The organism is Methanomicrobiales archaeon HGW-Methanomicrobiales-1 (assembly GCA_002839675.1).
In the GTDB taxonomy this organism is placed as follows: domain Archaea; phylum Halobacteriota; class Methanomicrobia; order Methanomicrobiales; family Methanospirillaceae; genus Methanoregula.
This window is the reverse complement of the sequence record PGYM01000003.1, coordinates 325074-342472: the sequence shown is the minus strand read 5'-3', so window position 1 is coordinate 342472 and position 17399 is coordinate 325074. Positions and strand designations below refer to the sequence as shown.

At 54.6% G+C, this 17399-nt stretch carries 14 protein-coding genes; 6 read left to right on the top strand and 8 right to left on the bottom strand.

Annotation, left to right across the window (positions count from 1 at the left end; genetic code table 11):
- Positions 1-23: 23 nt before the first annotated feature.
- The 6 genes from CVV30_11115 to CVV30_11090 form a co-directional block, all read right to left on the bottom strand.
- Positions 24-884 carry a MerR family transcriptional regulator gene (locus tag CVV30_11115; GenBank protein PKL68453.1) on the bottom strand — a complete coding sequence of 287 codons (861 nt, stop codon included), beginning with the start codon at positions 882-884 and terminating at the stop codon, positions 24-26.
- Positions 885-969: 85 nt separating this feature from the next.
- A complete protein-coding gene (locus CVV30_11110; protein ID PKL68452.1) occupies positions 970-1818 on the bottom strand; it encodes an NAD(+) diphosphatase in 849 nt (282 codons plus the stop codon).
- Between the two features lie 5 nt (positions 1819-1823).
- Positions 1824-3434, bottom strand: coding sequence for a hypothetical protein (locus tag CVV30_11105; protein ID PKL68451.1), 1611 nt, complete (start codon positions 3432-3434; stop codon positions 1824-1826).
- Positions 3435-3556: 122 nt separating this feature from the next.
- Positions 3557-4375 (bottom strand): molybdenum ABC transporter ATP-binding protein, encoded by an 819-nt coding sequence (locus tag CVV30_11100; protein PKL68450.1) that lies wholly within the window; start codon positions 4373-4375, stop codon positions 3557-3559.
- An 85-nt stretch (positions 4376-4460) separates the two neighbouring features.
- Positions 4461-6269 (bottom strand): hypothetical protein, encoded by a 1809-nt coding sequence (locus tag CVV30_11095; GenBank protein PKL68449.1) that lies wholly within the window; start codon positions 6267-6269, stop codon positions 4461-4463.
- Positions 6175-6507: an anti-sigma factor antagonist gene (locus CVV30_11090; GenBank protein PKL68448.1), complete on the bottom strand. Its 333-nt coding sequence runs from the start codon at positions 6505-6507 to the stop codon at positions 6175-6177. The genes CVV30_11095 and CVV30_11090 overlap by 95 nt, the downstream gene beginning before the upstream one ends.
- 174 nt (positions 6508-6681) lie before the next feature.
- On the opposite strand from CVV30_11090, the gene CVV30_11085 reads away from it, so the two are divergent.
- Together CVV30_11085 and CVV30_11080 are read left to right on the top strand one after the other, a co-directional pair.
- A complete protein-coding gene (locus CVV30_11085) occupies positions 6682-8064 on the top strand; it encodes a stage II sporulation protein E (protein PKL68447.1) in 1383 nt (460 codons plus the stop codon).
- Entirely contained in the window at positions 8061-8480 is a 420-nt protein-coding gene (locus tag CVV30_11080; GenBank protein ID PKL68446.1) for an ATP-binding protein, read from the top strand. Before CVV30_11085 ends, CVV30_11080 begins: the two co-directional genes overlap by 4 nt.
- Positions 8481-8608: 128 nt before the next feature.
- Here CVV30_11080 and CVV30_11075 read toward each other — a convergent pair whose 3' ends face one another.
- A complete protein-coding gene (locus tag CVV30_11075; GenBank protein PKL68445.1) occupies positions 8609-9916 on the bottom strand; it encodes an anti-sigma factor antagonist in 1308 nt (435 codons plus the stop codon).
- A gap of 250 nt (positions 9917-10166) precedes the next feature.
- On the opposite strand from CVV30_11075, the gene CVV30_11070 reads away from it, so the two are divergent.
- From CVV30_11070 to CVV30_11060, 3 genes are all read left to right on the top strand, one after another.
- Positions 10167-10790 carry a hypothetical protein gene (locus CVV30_11070; GenBank protein ID PKL68444.1) on the top strand — a complete coding sequence of 208 codons (624 nt, stop codon included), beginning with the start codon at positions 10167-10169 and terminating at the stop codon, positions 10788-10790.
- Between the two features lie 807 nt (positions 10791-11597).
- Positions 11598-11852 (top strand): hypothetical protein, encoded by a 255-nt coding sequence (locus CVV30_11065; protein PKL68443.1) that lies wholly within the window; start codon positions 11598-11600, stop codon positions 11850-11852.
- Between the two features lie 371 nt (positions 11853-12223).
- Entirely contained in the window at positions 12224-14542 is a 2319-nt protein-coding gene (locus tag CVV30_11060; protein PKL68442.1) for a hypothetical protein, read from the top strand.
- A 158-nt stretch (positions 14543-14700) separates the two neighbouring features.
- Here CVV30_11060 and CVV30_11055 read toward each other — a convergent pair whose 3' ends face one another.
- A complete protein-coding gene (locus CVV30_11055) occupies positions 14701-16452 on the bottom strand; it encodes a DUF2070 domain-containing protein (protein ID PKL68540.1) in 1752 nt (583 codons plus the stop codon).
- Between the two features lie 214 nt (positions 16453-16666).
- Between CVV30_11055 and CVV30_11050 the strand changes: the two genes are divergently transcribed.
- Positions 16667-17254 (top strand): hypothetical protein, encoded by a 588-nt coding sequence (locus CVV30_11050; GenBank protein ID PKL68441.1) that lies wholly within the window; start codon positions 16667-16669, stop codon positions 17252-17254.
- Positions 17255-17399: the final 145 nt, after the last annotated feature.

Genomic DNA, 17399 nt, shown 5'->3' with positions numbered 1-17399 from the left:
AAAATTGCAAAAATAGGGGGGGGTCAAGCACAGGTACTGTGCAGGGCCGGATCAATGGGGATCTGGAGCTCGGTCAGCAGTTCATTTTCCGGAATGGTGCAGGGATCATTGAGATACAGCTCGCGGTGGGGGCCGGTAATAACAAAATCCCGTTCTTCTGCATAGGCACCAATCCGGGCCCAGGCCTCATGGAGACCGGCGTAAGGTCCTTTATAGATAAGGGATACGCATTTTCCCCCGGCCAGGGTCCGGACCTCCATGGACGGCTCACTGAGTGCAATCCTGCCGGTGATCGGAACAACACACTCCATATCCGCATCTTTTTCTCTGTACTCACGATCGTGGTACAGCGTCATGAACGGCCCGGTGATCTTCAGCCCGTTTTTCTGGTTTTCATCAGAAAACAATTGGGAACAGAGCCCGGTTATCAGTCGTGTGATCGTTTCACCGTACGGACCATTACCCCGGTTGCCAACAATGCGAACAGGTAAAATTTCTTTTACTACGGGTTCATTTAAGGACATGTAGATCAACTCCAGCGAGGCATCCGGGTTTTCAAGAATTGCCTCGATCTCCTGTAACCTGCTGACCTCAGACCGGATCTCGGTCCTGCGCTTCTGGAAAAGTGCATGGATTGTTACGGTATCGTTGGCCTCCTTTGCCATAAGGAGGGTTTCAATCTCAGATAGTGGGAAACCCAGTTCGCACAAGGTCTTGATGGAGACACCCCGGGCGATCTGGGAACCGGTATAGTACCGGTACCGGGTGCACAGGTCTTTTTCCTGCGGCACCAGCAGGCCTCTTTCGTCATAGAGCCGGAGCGCTTTCTGGCTGAGACGGGTAATAAGCGAGAACCTGCCAATCGGGATCTGGTCGATAGCCATTGTTACACTACCCTTTGATCTCCGGAACGATATAGGGTGCCGCAGTCTGCCGCGGGGAAGAGTCCGGTATACCCGTTATCAAAGTTCAGGATACCGGGCGGCGTTCCATCCAGTTGTCAATGAGCGCCCGCGAGATGCTCATGCGTGAAGGGATCTGGGGCAGGTGATCACGATCAAACCATCCCGCCGATACGATCTCCTTGTTGTCAATCGTGATCTCTCCGCCGGCATATTCTGCCGTAAAACCAATCATGAACGAATGAGGAAATGGCCACGGTTCACTGCCAAAATAGCGGATATTTTTTACCGCAATCCCTACTTCTTCAAAAACTTCCCGGCTGACTGCATGCTCGAGGTTCTCACCGGGCTCTACAAACCCCGCAAGGGTACTGTGCAGGCCGGTCGGGAACCCGGGTGAGCGGGCAAGCAGGATCTGGTCCCCGTTTTGCACCAGGACAATGATAGCCGGTGAAAGCCGGGGATACGTGATCAGGTTGCAATCCGAACAGAATTTCGCCCGTTCGGTCCGCAGCTGCCGGGTTTTTGCACCACACCGTCCGCAGTACTGCGTGGTGCGGTCAAAGTCGATTATCTGGACGGCAAGGGCCGCAATGGCGAGTTCGTCATCCGGGACCTGCCCGAACAGTTCCCGCACGCCGGAATATTTCCACGGCTTGGGAAGCGTTGTACCCTGAGCGATCTCTGCTGCGTAACAGGGAGTTGTCTCACGGTGACCAAGATACTGGACCCGCTCTACAGGGCAGGGGAAACCAGCGGGATTTTTTTCAGAAAATATCGTGGGGGTATTTCCGTTCGTTACCGCAACACGGTTGCCGCTCACCATCACCCAGAGGGCTTCTGCTACCGGGACCGCTTCAGGTACAGGGAACCGGAAGGCCAGGGTACCTGCTGAAAATTTCGCATCGTGGATCATGGAAGTCAGGGTATATCCTGGGAACCAATCCCCGGAGGTCTGCCCGTAGTGGGATCAATGAGGATACTTACACTGCCCATCGGAGCCCGGGTTGAACCGCGCTTGATCATGGTCCCGTTATTGTACACTTCGATTGCGAGAGTATCCCCCGAATTTTCCTGCTTCTGGGCTGATGCTTCGACTGCGCGATCACTCCAGAGTATTTTGTAGAACCGGACACCCGTGCCGGAAACAGGATGCATGAGTTCGGGGTTACCAACCTCCCCGATAAATGTACCCGGATAATCGATGCGCACCCAGACACCATCCGTTGGTACCGGGGTTGGGAGGGAAGTTGTAACTGGCAGAACAGTAACATCCGGGATTATAACCGGCAGGGATGGCTCAGCCGTTTCCTTTGGGGAGAACGAGATAATAACCGCTCCTGCCAGCACTGCAAGGATAATAACAACAATCGCTGCGATTGGGAGCAAAGAATGAGATTTTGTCGGGAGTGCCGGGGGGGATTTCGGGGTTATGACAGGGAATGATTCCGGTCGGGGTTCTTCTTTAATCCCTGCAACCGGCTCTTCAATGATACTAACCGCAGCTTCCGGTTCATCCTCCGGTTTCTTTTCGCCCGGGCGGGTAACCGGGATTGGCTCATCGGATGATATGACGGGAATTGAAGAGGGGGAAGATATCACAGAACGGGCTGCTTCTGCCCAGATCCTTTCCGTATCAGTGATTGCCCGGGGTTCATCCCTCACGGGTTTTTCTTCAGGTTGCAGAGTAACCGGTTTTTCGGGTTCCGTAATTCCCTCAGGAGGAGAATCATTCACGGTTTGTACAGGTACAGGTTCCGGTGCGGGCTCATGAACGGGAAGCACTTCATCCGATTCCTTAACCTCAGGAGCAGTCGGAGCCGGTGATTCTGCCCATTCTTCAGGAACTGCCGGTGTGAGGATAATTTCCTCTGCCCCATTGAGTGCAGGATCTGGCCGGCCCGTGTCTTCAAGGTCCGGGGGAAGGACGGGGGAAAGGATGGGGGATTCAGCCATCTCCGCATGTACCCTTTGAGGGGGTTCATCAGTCACAGCAGGCAGATCCTCAACTTCCGGGGATTCCGGAAGTACGGGAGCGGTGACTGGTTCAGCGTGTACAGCATATTCCCCCATGACGGGTTTCCTGGGGCTGAACGTCTCGATCCCGTACGTGGCTGACATCCGTGGCTGGATGGCCTTTACCGGGTCATACGGAAGAGTGCCGGCGGAACGTGCTCCCTCCCGGGCTCCGGCCGCGTAGCGACTGAGGATTGCTGCCCACTCATTACATTCCGTTACCCTCGATCCACCTTTTTGCCGGGTAAAGAAAAAGTCCACCGGGAAAGGGGCGCCGGATCCGGATGGGTCCATATGAGAAAGAGTAATGATCGGGTCCCCCTTCACATCTGTGCCGGCCACTACCGTGATGATGGTTTCGAGCGGAATTGTCCGGAGCTTAAAAGGGGTAACGGAATTATCGATAAGGATGAGACGCCGGCTCGTGAGCATCAGGTCCAAAGACACGCCTCCGATGCGGATATTGTGCGTGGACAGGATTAGGGATTCGTCGCTGGATAAGTACGGGTCGCCCATGATTCCTCAACAGGTACGTATATTGTGCGTTGTACCGGGCAATATGCTTTTTAGCCGGAACAGTCGGTGGCCGTGTCTACCAGGAAATATTTCCTGTACGAGAATTAAAAAATGGGAATTACTCAGTATCCCGTTGCGTAATACCAGCCATTCTCTTCCCGAACGTGGACGGGAACATGAAACAGCCCGCCGATTTTCTTATCGGTCAGCATCTCTTCTTTTTTACCATCGCCGATAAACTTCCCGTCTTTCATGAGGATGATGCGGGTGATCTCCGGGATGATGTCGTGCAGGTTGTGCGTGACAAGAATGATGCCGGTGCCGGATTGCGCGATCTTCCGCACCAGGTTCCGGAACGTGTGGAGAGCGTGCAGGTCGAGACTGTTAGTGGGTTCATCGAGAATGAGGGCGGCCGGGCGGTGCACGAGCGCTCTCCCTATCAGGAACCGCCGGGCTTCACCGGATGACATCTCCGTCATCAAGCGTGCCTGCAGGTGCCCGATCTCCAAAAATTCCAGGATCTCATCGGTTCTCTTCTCCATTGCCGGCGTCACCACATGGTTGAAGAGCCCGATGCTGGAGAAGAAACCCGACAGGATGACTTCCCTGCCTGAAACCTCCCGGGTATACGTGTATTGCAGGTCATTGGATACGACCCCGATAAAGGACCGCATGGCAAAGACGTCCCAGAATTCCTCGCCCCGCACCCGGAACACCACGTTATCATGGGGCTGGGGGTAGTATTCCCGGGTCACCGCCTTGATGAACGAGGATTTCCCGGCACCGTTGGGGCCGATGATTGCGATATGTTCGCCTTCCTGCAGTGTAACCGAGAGGGAGCGGAGCACATCCTTGTCACCTTTTATTACGGTGACATTTTCAAATTCAATGAGCGGCGGGTTGCCGTTGCCGGTTGTTGGACGGGAGTGCTTTTCAGTCATAGAGAGTATTCCTGGTTTGGTATAACATGCTGCGGAGAGTCCGTGGGATAGATGGGAGCTGAATTTTGGCGACCGACCTGTACCTTCAGATCAATCCATCGATCCTGATAGTATACTCACGCGTCCGGCCATCATCGGTCCAGGAAAGTGCCCCGCCAGCCCGGTCGGAGAGGCGGCCGAGAAAACCCCTGCCGGTTTTTACTGCACCCGAATCGGTACACCCGGTTCCCGCAAGCGTGACCGTGGCATCATTGCCGTCACGGTTGACCTGAACGGCGATCGCAGCAGCGCCGGTTCCCACGAGATCTTCGAGAATATACGTGACCAGGTCCGTGAGGTCATCGTGATCCACAGCAACCAGGATATGTTTCTCACCCGCAGAAAAGGTAAAGGCAACATCCGCAAGAAGCGGCTGCATCCCGATCCGCTGCAGGAGCAGGCCGGTAAAGGCCGAATCATCGTCTGCCGATGACAAGAGATCGTCATCCGAGCAGGCGGGAACCGTAAGGCCGGTCACCTGCGCTTCAAGATGCCTGACAAGATCGCATTCCGCGAGTTCGCGGGGAGGGCAGAACCCGCGGAGCATAGTGGTGTAATCCGAGAGCAGCCGTGCGGCCCGCTGGACCAGCGCCGGGTCGATGATACGCGCAAGCTGCGCGCCGTCAAACGATCGTTCGAGTTTTGCGATCACCTGGCCTGCTTTGAGGGCGAGATGGATCGAGACCCCGCCGCCCTTATGGTGCTCGTCGGCAAAAGAGCGGAAGGCTTCGAGCAACTCGTCTATCACATCCCCCTTGATAAGCGCACTGACCTCGGCGGCCACGTCATCTTCCCCGAGTTCCTCCATCACGTACGAGACATAGTACAGCCGTCCGGCCATGATAGTGAAGAGCTCATTGACCTGTTCCATGCACTCTTCGGCAAACGCAGCGGCCTCTATTGCCCGCTCATGGTTCAGCTCGGCAATGTTTTCCAGTGCCAGCGCATCGGCGCGGATGGCTTCAAACATCCTCAGCGCATCCGCAGCCGCGATCACTCTCCCGTGGCCCGGCAGGACAAAATCAATGCCGCCACCGGCAAGGAGCGCCCTGATGCCATCGAGCGATCGGATGAGCGCTTCCTGGTCCCACCCGCAGATCCCGGCAATGCCCGGGTTTGCCGCAAAGAGCACATCGCCGATGAACAACAGCTTGCCCATCCGGAGGCAGATGCTGTCCGGGCTGTGGCCCGGTGTATGGTATATGTCAAGAGCAGCCCCCGGGCCAAAGCAGATCCTTTCTTCGGCAAGGCCGCCATCAGTCTGCTCCCGGGTGATAGTGACCGTGGCCCCGTTGGAAAAGGCCATGGATACCGGGACACCGCGTGAACCGGAACGGGCTTTGGTCAGGAGAGGGAGGCCCACCCTGACCGGAGCAATCTCCTGTCCCAGAAGCGCGGCCTGTGTCAGCTTTGCGTCCCCGCGTTCAAGCGCTGCCGCACCTGCCTCCTGCACGGCAAAGACAGCTGCTCCCGTGTGGGCAAAAGCGGGAACCGACTGCGTGCCCAGGAAATGATCGAGATGGGCGTGGGTCAAAAAGACAAAGACCGGGCGATCCTGTTCCTCGCGGCACTCTTCGATCACCTGTGCCAGCTGTGCCGACTGCTCCGCAATGCCGCCCGGGTCGATGAGCAGGATCACATCACCGGTCCGGATCAGGTAGGAGTTAGAAGAGATGGTATCGATCTTGCGGATAAGGGGATAGTGCTGTGCCCCGGTGGCACCAGGCGCCGGCTGCCAGACCAGGGAAACGGGAGTGTTGTTACCACCCGGCAAGCGCTTCGCCCTCAGAAGGATAGATCGAGAAGATGGACGTGAACCCGGCAAGCTTGAGGATCTTGTGCACTTCGGCAGCAAGGCTGCACAGGGCGTACTTGTCACCGGGATTCTTGAGTTTTTTCGCCGTTGCCAGCAGCACCCGGAGACCGCCGCTGCTGATATAGGTGACTCCGGAAAAGTTGAGCAGGACCTTCCGGTTCCCTCCCTCTATCTCTTTGTTGATCGCCTGTTCAAGTGCCGGTGCAGTCGCGGTATCTATTCTACCGGCAATCGAAAGGATAGTTGCCCCGTCACGGGTTACGGTTGTAATTTCCACGATATTCCCTCTTGTCTGGTAAAATGTAGCCAGAGAATGATACCGGTGTTTTTGGTGTTTTTTAAAGATAATGCTATCCCTGTCCGAAAACTGCTCACCGCTGCTTAGCGTCCTCGTTTCATTCAGGACGCGACCATTAAAAGAGCCGGTGTGCAATAATGTATTTGAGATTTCATGGACGCAACAATCTTTTCATCCCTGCTGGTCCTGCTCCAGCTGAGTTGCGTGATTGTTGTCGTTGCCTACCTCCTGACCCGGAGGAAACTTTTCATCGAAGTGCTCGATGGCCATCCTGCCATAAAAACGCAGATTGTTCTCATCCTGGTTTTTGGCGCCCTCTCGGTTTTCGGTACGATCAGTGGCGTTGAGGTGCTTGGCGCAATCATCAACGTGCGGGACTTAGGGCCGATGGTTGCCGGTCTTATCGGGGGCCCGGTTGTTGGTGTTGGTGCCGGGCTGATTGGAGCTGCATATCGCTGGAGTCTTGGCGGGTTTACGGTCATTCCGTGCACCACTGCAACGATCCTTGCCGGGCTCTTTGGCGGGCTTATCTGGCTTGCCTGCAAACGGAAATTCTGCGGTATGAAAATTGCCGTGCTCTTTGCCATCCTCATGGAAGGGCTGCACATGCTGCTCACTCTTGCCATCTGCCGGCCGTTCGACCAGGCACTGGGTGTCGTGTCCATGGTGGCTCTGCCGATGATCCTTGCCAATGCAGCAGGGATGTTCATCTTTGCCTTCATTATCGAAAATCTCCAGAATGAACGCAGGATGGGAGCTGAGCGCGATACCCTGCTCCGGGAGATGGAGCGAAAGAATACCGAACTTGCGATCGCAGCCGAGATCCAGCAGAGTTTCCTTCCCGACACGATCACGCAGATCGAGGGATTTGAAGTGGCCGCAAAGAGCGTGATGGCAAAGGAAGTCGGGGGCGATTTTTTCGATGTAATCCCGTTCGAACTTATCCCGCTTAAGAAAGGGACCATGGGGATCATGATCGCCGATGTCTCAGGTAAGGGTATCCCCGCCGCACTCTACATGGCACTCTCGCGGATCGTGGTGCGGGTGAATGCGACCTGGTACGTAGACAATCCCGCCCGGGCGATTTGCAGTGCAAACTCAATCATTGCCAACGATTCCCGGGGGGGAATGTTTGTCACCCTCTTTTACGGCATTCTCGGGACGGACAACTGTTCACTTACGTACGTGAACGCCGGCCATAACCCACCGATCATCTGCCATGCGGAGGATGGCCGGCTTACTGAACTCGAGGCAACAGGCATTGCGATCGGGGCGATGGCGGATTCAGCGTATACTGCACAGACCGCTATGCTCAAGGCAGGAGACGTCATTGTGCTTTACACGGATGGCATAACCGAAGCGGAGAATGCAGCACAGGAAATGTTTGGAGAAGTGCGGCTGCATGAGGTGATCCGGGCATCCCGGAAACTCCCGGCACCGGATATTATGACTGCTATCCTTGCATCGGTGCACTCGTTTACCGGGGGCTACGCACAATCGGATGATATTACGCTTATGGTTATACGGGTGAAATGATGGAACCGACACATTCCTGCACAATCGATGCCAACATCCATGCAATTCCGGAAGTATCCCAGTCACTTGACCAGGCCATGCGTGTCCACGGGTTTTCTGAGGAGGATATTCTCGATACCCAGCTGGCAGTCGAAGAAGCGATCACCAACGTGATCGTGCACGGGTATGCAAAAGGCCCGGGTAAGATTGTCATCTCCATCCACACAACCCAGGGGCTTGCCGAAATACAGATCGAGGATTATGCCCCACAGTTCAATCCCTTAACCATCCCGGAGCCGGATATTTCTGTTGAGATCGAAGAACGAAAGATCGGCGGGCTGGGTGTATTTTTAATCCGTCAGGTAATGGACGATATCATGTACCGGTATGAAGACGGGAAAAATATCCTGGTGCTGGTAAAAAAGAAGATGGTCTGATGGGGTATGGGGGCATCAGCCCCTATCGTGTATTCCGCCCAAAGCAGGGGTAATCCCATTTGGAGAAAGTAAAAAGTTTTTGAAAATTTTCTGAACGGAAAAAGAAGCGTACGGGAAAAAGGAAAGCCTCAGCTTTCCCGGACAATATCCTGGATATAAGAGATCCCAATCTTGGCCTTGGTCAGCCGCGTGCTGTCCAGCAGGTGACGCATATCGGAGAACTCCCCGTCCGTGACAATCTTTTTTACCTGCGTGTTCAGGTCGAGCGAGGCATCGTAGGGCACATTTTTGAAGACCACGCCATGATTGTGCAGGTACATCTCTTTTGCCGCTCCCTTGTTGAGCGGATTGGCATAGTAGAGCGAGGAGAGCTGGCTTTCGGAGAAATAGGTGAGGTCAGCGGTGAGATCGACACCGATGCCAAAACTCACCAGCGTCTCTCCTTTATGCGAGGGCACGCTTTCGGATGCAATCCACTGGTGCAGCTGCGAGGGGTCCATGATCGAGACGCCACCGGGCGGAGCGGAAGTCGCGACCGGGGATTTTTTCAGGCCGGAACTGGCAAGCCCGGCCAGCACGCCCCAGATGGTGACGGCAACAACGCCATGATAGCTCTGCACGCGTTCCTTTGAGGACGCAAAAATGGTCTTGTAGATATCCGAGATACTGATGCCATCGGGCTTGCTGGTTTCGAGCGTGAAATATTCATTGAACGGGCCGTCGAGCGTGACATTGAACCCGGTATAGACTACCACATCGCTGTCATGGTCGAGCGGGGTTAAGAAATCCGGCGTGTTGTTGCCATCGGTCGGGAGCCAGACCATAGAGCCGTGGAGCGTGATCATCTCGCCCATCAGGGGCATGGCTTCTTTTACATCCGCACCGAGAGCACCGAGACCCAGCGAGTACGTGATCTCCGAGAATTTTTTTGCCCGGATATCGGCTTCCGTGATCCGCGAATAGAGAACCTTGTTGAGATCCCCGATTACCCGCAGGACCGGCGGCGCTGTCATCCAGCCGGGTTCTACGGTCAGCTGCACGCCTTCGCCCATGATCTTCTTATAAAAAATTTCATTGAAGAGCGTAGGATTCTTCCGCTTGTGAATGATATCTGCAACCGCAAGATCCACCGTGGGGAAGATGTCAAGGACCGTAGCGAACCCGGCCATATCAATTACTTTTTTCGGGTATTCCCCGACTGCTGCGAGCACAAACCGCCCGTTCCTCCGCTTCATCTCCCTTTTCAGGCCGTTAAAAACCCGCAACCCCCCACTGCTCAGGTAGCCCGTGCCCGCCATGTCCACTACCAGTTCCTTGTCGTCGTCGTGGAGTGCCTCACGGGTCCAGGTATCCATCTGCTGGGCCCCGAACGCATCGAGCCGTCCCGATACATAAAAGATCACAATCCCGTCCTTTCTTTCGCTCCGTGCTTCCATAGGAATGTCCTGATGAATAGTATCATGCTGCTAGTTTTTTAGTGTTGGGGAACGGGATTTGCAGAGTTGTAATCCAACGGAAGGTTGCTGTAAAGGGCTCTGGCGATGCCGGACTCCTTCCTTAAACTACTCAACCTATTTCGTGCCGGAGATGCAAAATTATCGCAATTACCTTGACAGATTCCTGGAAAAATAATCTGAATATTTTCCCTGCGGTTGCCGGATTGGCAGTTGTTCAAAGGGGTGGGATATGACTCACTACCTGATCGATATCCGGCTGATGGGGTCGGTGAAGCAGCAGATCCGCACGCTAAGCAATCACCTTGCGGAAAAATTTAATCTCGGGGATAAACTGGTGACCCCGCATATCACGCTGGCCGGGCCTTTTTCGACAACGGATGAAAACAAACTCATCGCAGATTTCACCAGAATCTGTACGAGCCAGAAAGAGATCCCGAAATATGAGGTGGGACATTACGGATTTTTTGACGACACGAGAGTTGTTTTCGTTACGATCACTCCTGATGAGACCCTGAGACAATTCCGCTACCAGTTGTCTCAGGCAATCTCCCCTTACTGCTCGCTGCGGAAATATGATCTGGACAATGCCGAAGATTTCCGGTTCCATGCCACGCTCGCCATGAAACTTGACTGGCTTACGTTCCAGAGGATCAAATGGTATTTCCGAAAACAGGAGAGCGTGATATACCGGCACCACCCGATCCGGGCAACCCTGCTCAGGAATTCCCGGATTCTTTGCGAATATGATTTTGTCCAGGAAAGGATGCTGACCCGGGCGCAGGCGCTGAGCAGGGCAACGATGAAGCGGGATTTTGATATTCTGAAAGCATGGATCGATGGAAGTTGGGAATGAGCGTGGAAATATCCGGGGTTTCTGAAAAATTTTTCATCGACCCCCAGACTTGAGTTGAAAAGTTGCTGACCGATGAATCGCACCGGGTCTGGAAAATTTTCCATTAATTTCCTGACCCTGCCGCAGAATCGTGTACCCTCAATTATTTCCTGCCGGACAATTTTCAACGGACAAAATAAAAAAAAGGCCGGACCTTAGCCCGGAAAAATAATCCGGCCGTGACCGGAAAATTTCAATCTATACCGGGTCCCGTACCTTTTTAAAAAAAATCTGATTGCGATCGTTTTCGCGATGGGAAAAAAATCCGGAACTATGGAAATCGTTCAATAAAATTTCGGCAGGCTCGTCAAAGAATTATTTTTAACATTTGCGGAAAACAGGGGTTTTTTTGCCTTTTTTTTGCATCCGATGCTCTGCACACCGGGGCAACCTGAGATCCTCAATCCAAACTGCACCAAATAGGCCGGTTTTTCTCGCTGTAAATCCCCCCGTTTCCCCATCAGAGGCTAAAAACAGGGTTTCCGGAAAGAACGTACAGGAAAAAACGCGAAACAGGCCGGTCGGGTATGGGTAAATGGAACAATCCGGGGCGAATTTGAACCCTTATGGGTTGAGAGGGATAGTCTGCCCCATGAGGCTCGGAAGTGCCCCATCCCGGGTGGATTTCACGTCGTTATCTGACGTGAGATGTCCTGGGACCGAGCCTCAAAAAAGGCCTTTTTTTCATTTTCCACCTACTTCAGCCAATCCGACATGAGATCGGCCATCTAAAAGGTGATATCAGGGGATATTTTTAGAGCCCGATTTATGCCGAATAAAGCCAAACAGGGCGCAATTCGAGGTTTTCTGAAAACTGATGTACTGGAAATACCCCAATTCATGCTAAAATGCGGGTCGGGACGTCTTCATGAAACAGAAGTCTTCGACGGAGAACAGGGTTTGGAAAAGTACAGGTCACTCAGGGTTCTGCAAAATCATAACCCACTCATTTCACGCCGTAGTCAGACGAGGAGTCCCTCCGTTTCGAGCCCCAAAAAAGCCCTTTTTTTCATTTTCCATTAACTACCCTTAATCCGAAAAACGATCGGCCATCCAATTGATGCTATTAGCGGTTTTTTTAGAGCCCGTTAACGGGGGAATCCAGCCAAACCGGGCCCGATATGCAATTTTCCAAAAACAATAGTGTCGTTTTTCCATGAATTCATGTCAATTTGGGGGTCATGACTCATGCCCGTGGAGCGGGCCTCCGACGGAGAATGGGGGTCGAGGGAATGCAGGTCTCCCAAGGTCCCGGGCAGGAATACCCGAACCCGGAAAAAGCACCTTTTTTCCGTACCCCCACACGGCAGATCCAGCCTGACCGGGGCAGACCCGACACGTACGGCCGGATTAAATAATAAGGGTTATGAACACTGGCGGGACATTCTCAATATATGAACCGGGTCGCGTTCTGTTTACTACTGGCAGTACTGTTCCTGTCCCTGCCGGCAGTGAGTGCAGTCCAGGACCTTGTCATCACCCAGCCGAGCGCAAATGAAACGCTCCTTGCCGAGGAACGCGACTTTTACGTGTACGGAATATTTACCAACACCGTAACAAACCCGGGCGATATCCGGATCGAACTCTACCCGGGCGATACCGTTGCCGGAACTCCGGTCCGGGTCATCCAGAGCCGGGTCGACCCGGTCACGGGAATTACCAATGAGAGCGTCCTCAACCAGACGTACTGCACCGTGACCGGTTCCTGCACCCGGAAAAACAGCGCCATGGTACCGGACCTCATGGAATTGCCGGGCGGGATTCTCAACCCGGGCAACAAAGTGGTGGTGACTAACCGTTACTACCTCGGGATGATACTCGGGGGCGTGACGAAGGGATTCGATACGAATTACACGGACAGCACCGGCGCCCCGCTCGCAGACCTGACCACTGGCAATTATACGATCGAAGTAACCGGGCTCTCCGGATCTTTTTCCGGGCTTGAAGTGAACAAGACGATCTCGCTGAACCGGACCAGTGCCATTCTCGGGACCTTCCGCCCGACTTCGAACAAGAACGCACTTATCCAGTACTCAATTGTCCACGACCGTCGCATCTACTTCGACTGGTTCCCCGGGTATTTCACCGACCCCGACAACAGCAACATCTGGTGGGAAGCTCCCAAGCGCTGGACACCGAACAACGGGATCGAAGTGGTCAATGATCGCCCGGGGACCCTTACTGATGTCCCGGCCGTTGCGAATAATTCCATGTTCATCTATAACCTGAACTCCGGCAGCGCAACGTACGGTGTCGAGCTTGCGGCAATCCTGAAATTCGGCCTGGGGGATAGTCCCAATACCACGTTCATCTACCATAACATCGGAGAGCCGCAGATCACGTACAACGATATATCTTCCGGCGTAAGAACTCTGGACGGAACTGCGACCCCCTTTGCAACAAACCAGCGGCTGGTCCTGTACCGGGCCGAGATCGTTTCGCCCGGCGGCACGAGCGCGGAAAACCTGTACGATCCCAACGATGCCACAACCCAAAAAACGCTGAACCTGAATCCCGGCGGGGGCGTAACCGTTCCGCAGGGAAAGGAGTTTGTCGTCTACGGAGTCACCAAACCGATCGCCTCAGCTGTCACCGCCACCGCAACCCCGTACCGGTACACCATCAACAACCGGATCACCCGGATCAACTGCACAATCACCGATGCTGCCGGGACGCTGGTTCGCACGGGCTTCCATGATGTGAACCTGTCCCGGCTCTACACGGCCGGCAGCCAGACGCGGTTCAACTCGCTTTGGGAGTTCGGGATCGAAGTCGCGGAGCTGCCGTCACCCGGCACCTACACGATCAGCCTTGCGGGGGTTGATGCATCCGGCACACCGGTAACGCAGACCGAGACTTCCTTCACGGTGACGATGACCCGGCCGGAGCCTGCTCCGGCGCCGGGCGACGGTGACAATCGCGACGCTTCTTCAACAGCCCCGCAATCGGTGATCCTCCCGGGTGCCAGGGCCGGTGCAGTTGCCGTCTTTGCATTCAGTCCGGCATCACCCTCGGCTCCGGCATCGGTTTCATCGGTTTCGATTACGCCATCACGGGAGATCGGGCAGACCCAGTGTCTTGTCCAGCCGACAATCCCGGCCACCGCTTTCCAGCTGACCGGCCGGGCCGTGGCCGGGTACGAGCTCATCACGATGAACTGGGTCAACCCGGATGCCATCGACCATGCAGATATCGCGTTCAGCGTGAGCAAATCATGGCTTGACACGCACGCTGTTTTACCGGACCAGATCGTGATGATGCGATATACCAACAACCAGTGGGTCGAGCTGCCAACAAGGCTGGATCAATCATTGGCAGACCGGTACCAGTATGTGACAACAACGCCGGGCTTCTCCTACTTTGCCATCACCGTGAAATTACCGGGCGCGACTGATGGTGCTGGCAACGTGACACAGGCCGGAACGTTTTTAGATCTTCCGGGAAAAGCGGCTGATACTGCCGTGACCGAACCTGCGACTGCGCTGAACACCGGTCCTGCAACAATGCTCCCGGTTCCCGTGACAACGGTAAACGCAGCAGCGCCGCAGTCCTTTTCGTCGGGTATAGAGATCTTCTTCCCAACGCAGGGAATCACGCTGGTCACCATTTTGGCGTGGGTTGCGGTAATCGTGATCATAGTCATCTGTGTACTTCTCGTCCGGCGCTGGTGGATTCGTAAACAGAACCCGGCACTCTTCAGGAGATACGATTAATTTTTTTAAATTTTTTTGCAAGGAGAAATATTCCCTTGCTATCCCTGGCAAAAGTTTTTTGCGGCAGCGAAAAGGAAAAGCATCAGCTATGTCCCCGCAAACCAAGGAAAAATCGTATGGGTTCCGCCGGTATCCGACCGGCCCGGTCATAAAATTACCTAATACACCAGCACGTAATACGCCATCGCGGTTGTCAGGAATGCGCCCAGCAGGATGATGATTGCAACCGGGAGCATGAACCCCATCATGCCGTTGACCGTGGACGCAATCTGGGAGATGCGCTGCGAACCAAAGACCACGATCCCCCGGCACCACGCGGTTGCACCAGCAGAGCGGGCGGGAGCAGCATCGGCAAGGGCCTCCATGACCGCCTCTTTGACAAGCGGATAAAAGGAATCCACAGGAATCCTGAGCCCCACCTGGTTCCGGCCTGATACCGTGTTGACAACATGGGTATCGGTTGTCATGACTTCGCACTCGTCAACGCAGGTGAGCAGTCTCCGGCGGATCTCGTCCCGGGCACCGGTCTGCATGTTGTTGCCGTCAAAGAGTAAGTACGCGGTCTTCTGCCCGCCCGCGTCAACAACGAGAACCTGGACGCCGAGATCGCCGAACCCCTCCTGCCGCGAGAACGGGAGCGCCCGTGCAGCGTAGCCGGCAGAGAACCGGACCTGTTCTGCCTGTGCGGTTGCAGCAAACGCATCTTCTGCTGCGCCGATGTACTCCATGGCAAGTTCCGTTGCCGGGTAGACCCCGTCCTCCAGTGCATCCATACAGTTGTGGGCATCAACAAAACCCGCGTGGCGGAAATATTTCTCTCCCGATTTCATGATCGAAAACCCGACAGAGAAATCAAGATCTTCAGTTACAAGCGGTGACCGGGTAGCAACAACTATGATCGTGTCCCCGAATGCCTGGGCGAGCACATCTACCGACCCGCACCGGTATCTCGCTGACTTCGTGCAGCCGGTATTGGAGCACGAGAGCGGGCGGGCCAGCAGGACCGCGTCACCCACTTTTCTCACTTCAACCTCATCGACCGGGTTGAAGTCGTGCGAAGCTGAGCCATGGAAGACCATCGAGGCATTGCCGAGCATGCCGTGAAGGATCTTGGGCAGGTTGCTCCCGCCGATCTCGCCAAGAGGGCCGGGATGGACATTGGGGACCGTTAAGAAGATCTCCTCTTTCCCCTCACGTTGCAGGACAAGGGAGACCTGGGGCACGACCACGCTCTCGCCGATGCTCCGGAAAAAATCGTCGAGCTTGTGGCTTCCTTCGGAGAGGTGGGCGAGGAATGCATTGGCCAGTTCAAGAGGGCCGACTTTGAAGTTCGCCTTCATCGGGCGCTCTATCACGTTGATAAAAACAAAGACGCCGATCGCGAAACTGATGTGGAGGAGGATTGAGAGCTGCACAAACTCAAGACCGAGAAACGGTGCTGCACCCACGACTGCAAGACCGGAATGAACGAGAGCAGGAACCACGACCCTCCGGAGCCGGTAATCGACAACTGCGGCAAGAAGGAGCATCCGGAAAGTAAAGACGAGGGAGAGCGAGACGGCAAAGAAGATCGGAAACGTGGAGCTGACCAGCAGGACCGGCGACAGCGAGATGAAAAGCGAGATGATAAGACCGATAGCTGCCGTAAGCCCCGACCACCCGTAGTCAAGTTTTCCGGAAAACCAGCTGGCAAGGCGCGGGGTCAAGGCGAGGGCAGCGAGTGCCGGGAGAAGGTAGGCAGCAACGGGAAAGAGCGTCAGGTATGCAAAGGAATCCCCGCTTCCCAGGATTGCCATGATCTCAACGCACCCGGAAAGGATGAGAATGAGGACAAAAGAACGGGCCCATGACGGGCTCGTAACGATATACTTCGAAAGCGCCTCTAACTTGAGGTCCATTTCACCGGACAAGAGGCAGCCTTCCTGTGCGGGCATTCATCGGTTCCGGGCCGGACCGGACGATTTCGGCGGGACGTACGCATGGGACGGCGGATGGGATAGGGCTCATTTTCTTAGTGGATATGTGAATTATTACGGGATGAACGTTTCCGCTTGCGGGTACCAATAACGATCATTGTAAACCGGACAACCCCATTTATATTCCTCGTATGACAATCATTGAATAATGATTGACATCATTGTTGCCAAGATAAAGGGGCTCCTGTTGAGCCCCGTCGAGACATTCCAGCAGTCACGCACCGATGAACCAGGTGCTGTGTTTACCTATTTCGGCGTACTTCTCCTGCTCCATTCTATCCTCGTCGCAATTATTGCCGCAGTCGGGATTGAGACCATGCCAAGGTTTGCCGGAATGCCGGGGGGTATTGCCGTCCCGTTCATAGTATTTTTCATGGCACTTGCCGCCGGATTTGTGCTGACCCTGCTCTTTGCCGCATGGCTCCACCTGTGGGTGTACCTTCTTGGCGGGCGCAAGGGGATCATGCAGACCATCAAAGCGATCATCTACGGGCACACCCCCCGGCTCCTCCTCGGGTGGATACCCTTCATCGGGTTCATCTTCATGCTCTGGTCACTGGCCCTTGGCATACTCGGAATCCGCGAGCTCCAGGAGATGAGCACCGGTAAAGCAATCCTTGCGGTTGCGATTGCCGTCATCATCCCGCTCATTGTCTTTATCCTGCTTGCAGCCTGGTTCTTCATCTCGTATATGACCGTCAACGGAATTCCGGTTCCCCCACACAATTTCGTGTGATGATAAAATCGTGAAGTCGGGTAACGAGCCGGATGCAGGTGATCCGGATTCCCGTTATCATTCTTTAATTTTTTTCTTTTTCTCTGATGAGGAGAGTTTCCTATCAAAAAAGTGAGGGGGGAACTGATCCGGAAAAATTATTGAA

Excerpts from the sequence above, each read along its gene's own strand:
- CVV30_11080 (PKL68446.1), top strand. The coding sequence starts at position 8,061 with ATGATGGAACCGACACATTCCTGCACAATCGATGCCAACATCCATGCA.
- CVV30_11100 (PKL68450.1), bottom strand. The coding sequence starts at position 4,375 with ATGACTGAAAAGCACTCCCGTCCAACAACCGGCAACGGCAACCCGCCG.
- CVV30_11050 (PKL68441.1), top strand. The coding sequence starts at position 16,667 with ATGATTGACATCATTGTTGCCAAGATAAAGGGGCTCCTGTTGAGCCCC.
- CVV30_11085 (PKL68447.1), top strand. The coding sequence starts at position 6,682 with ATGGACGCAACAATCTTTTCATCCCTGCTGGTCCTGCTCCAGCTGAGT.
- CVV30_11065 (PKL68443.1), top strand. The coding sequence starts at position 11,598 with ATGCCGAATAAAGCCAAACAGGGCGCAATTCGAGGTTTTCTGAAAACT.
- CVV30_11110 (PKL68452.1), bottom strand. The coding sequence starts at position 1,818 with ATGATCCACGATGCGAAATTTTCAGCAGGTACCCTGGCCTTCCGGTTC.
- CVV30_11075 (PKL68445.1), bottom strand. The coding sequence starts at position 9,916 with ATGGAAGCACGGAGCGAAAGAAAGGACGGGATTGTGATCTTTTATGTA.
- CVV30_11115 (PKL68453.1), bottom strand. The coding sequence starts at position 884 with ATGGCTATCGACCAGATCCCGATTGGCAGGTTCTCGCTTATTACCCGT.
- CVV30_11105 (PKL68451.1), bottom strand. The coding sequence starts at position 3,434 with ATGGGCGACCCGTACTTATCCAGCGACGAATCCCTAATCCTGTCCACG.
- CVV30_11060 (PKL68442.1), top strand. The coding sequence starts at position 12,224 with ATGAACCGGGTCGCGTTCTGTTTACTACTGGCAGTACTGTTCCTGTCC.
- CVV30_11070 (PKL68444.1), top strand. The coding sequence starts at position 10,167 with ATGACTCACTACCTGATCGATATCCGGCTGATGGGGTCGGTGAAGCAG.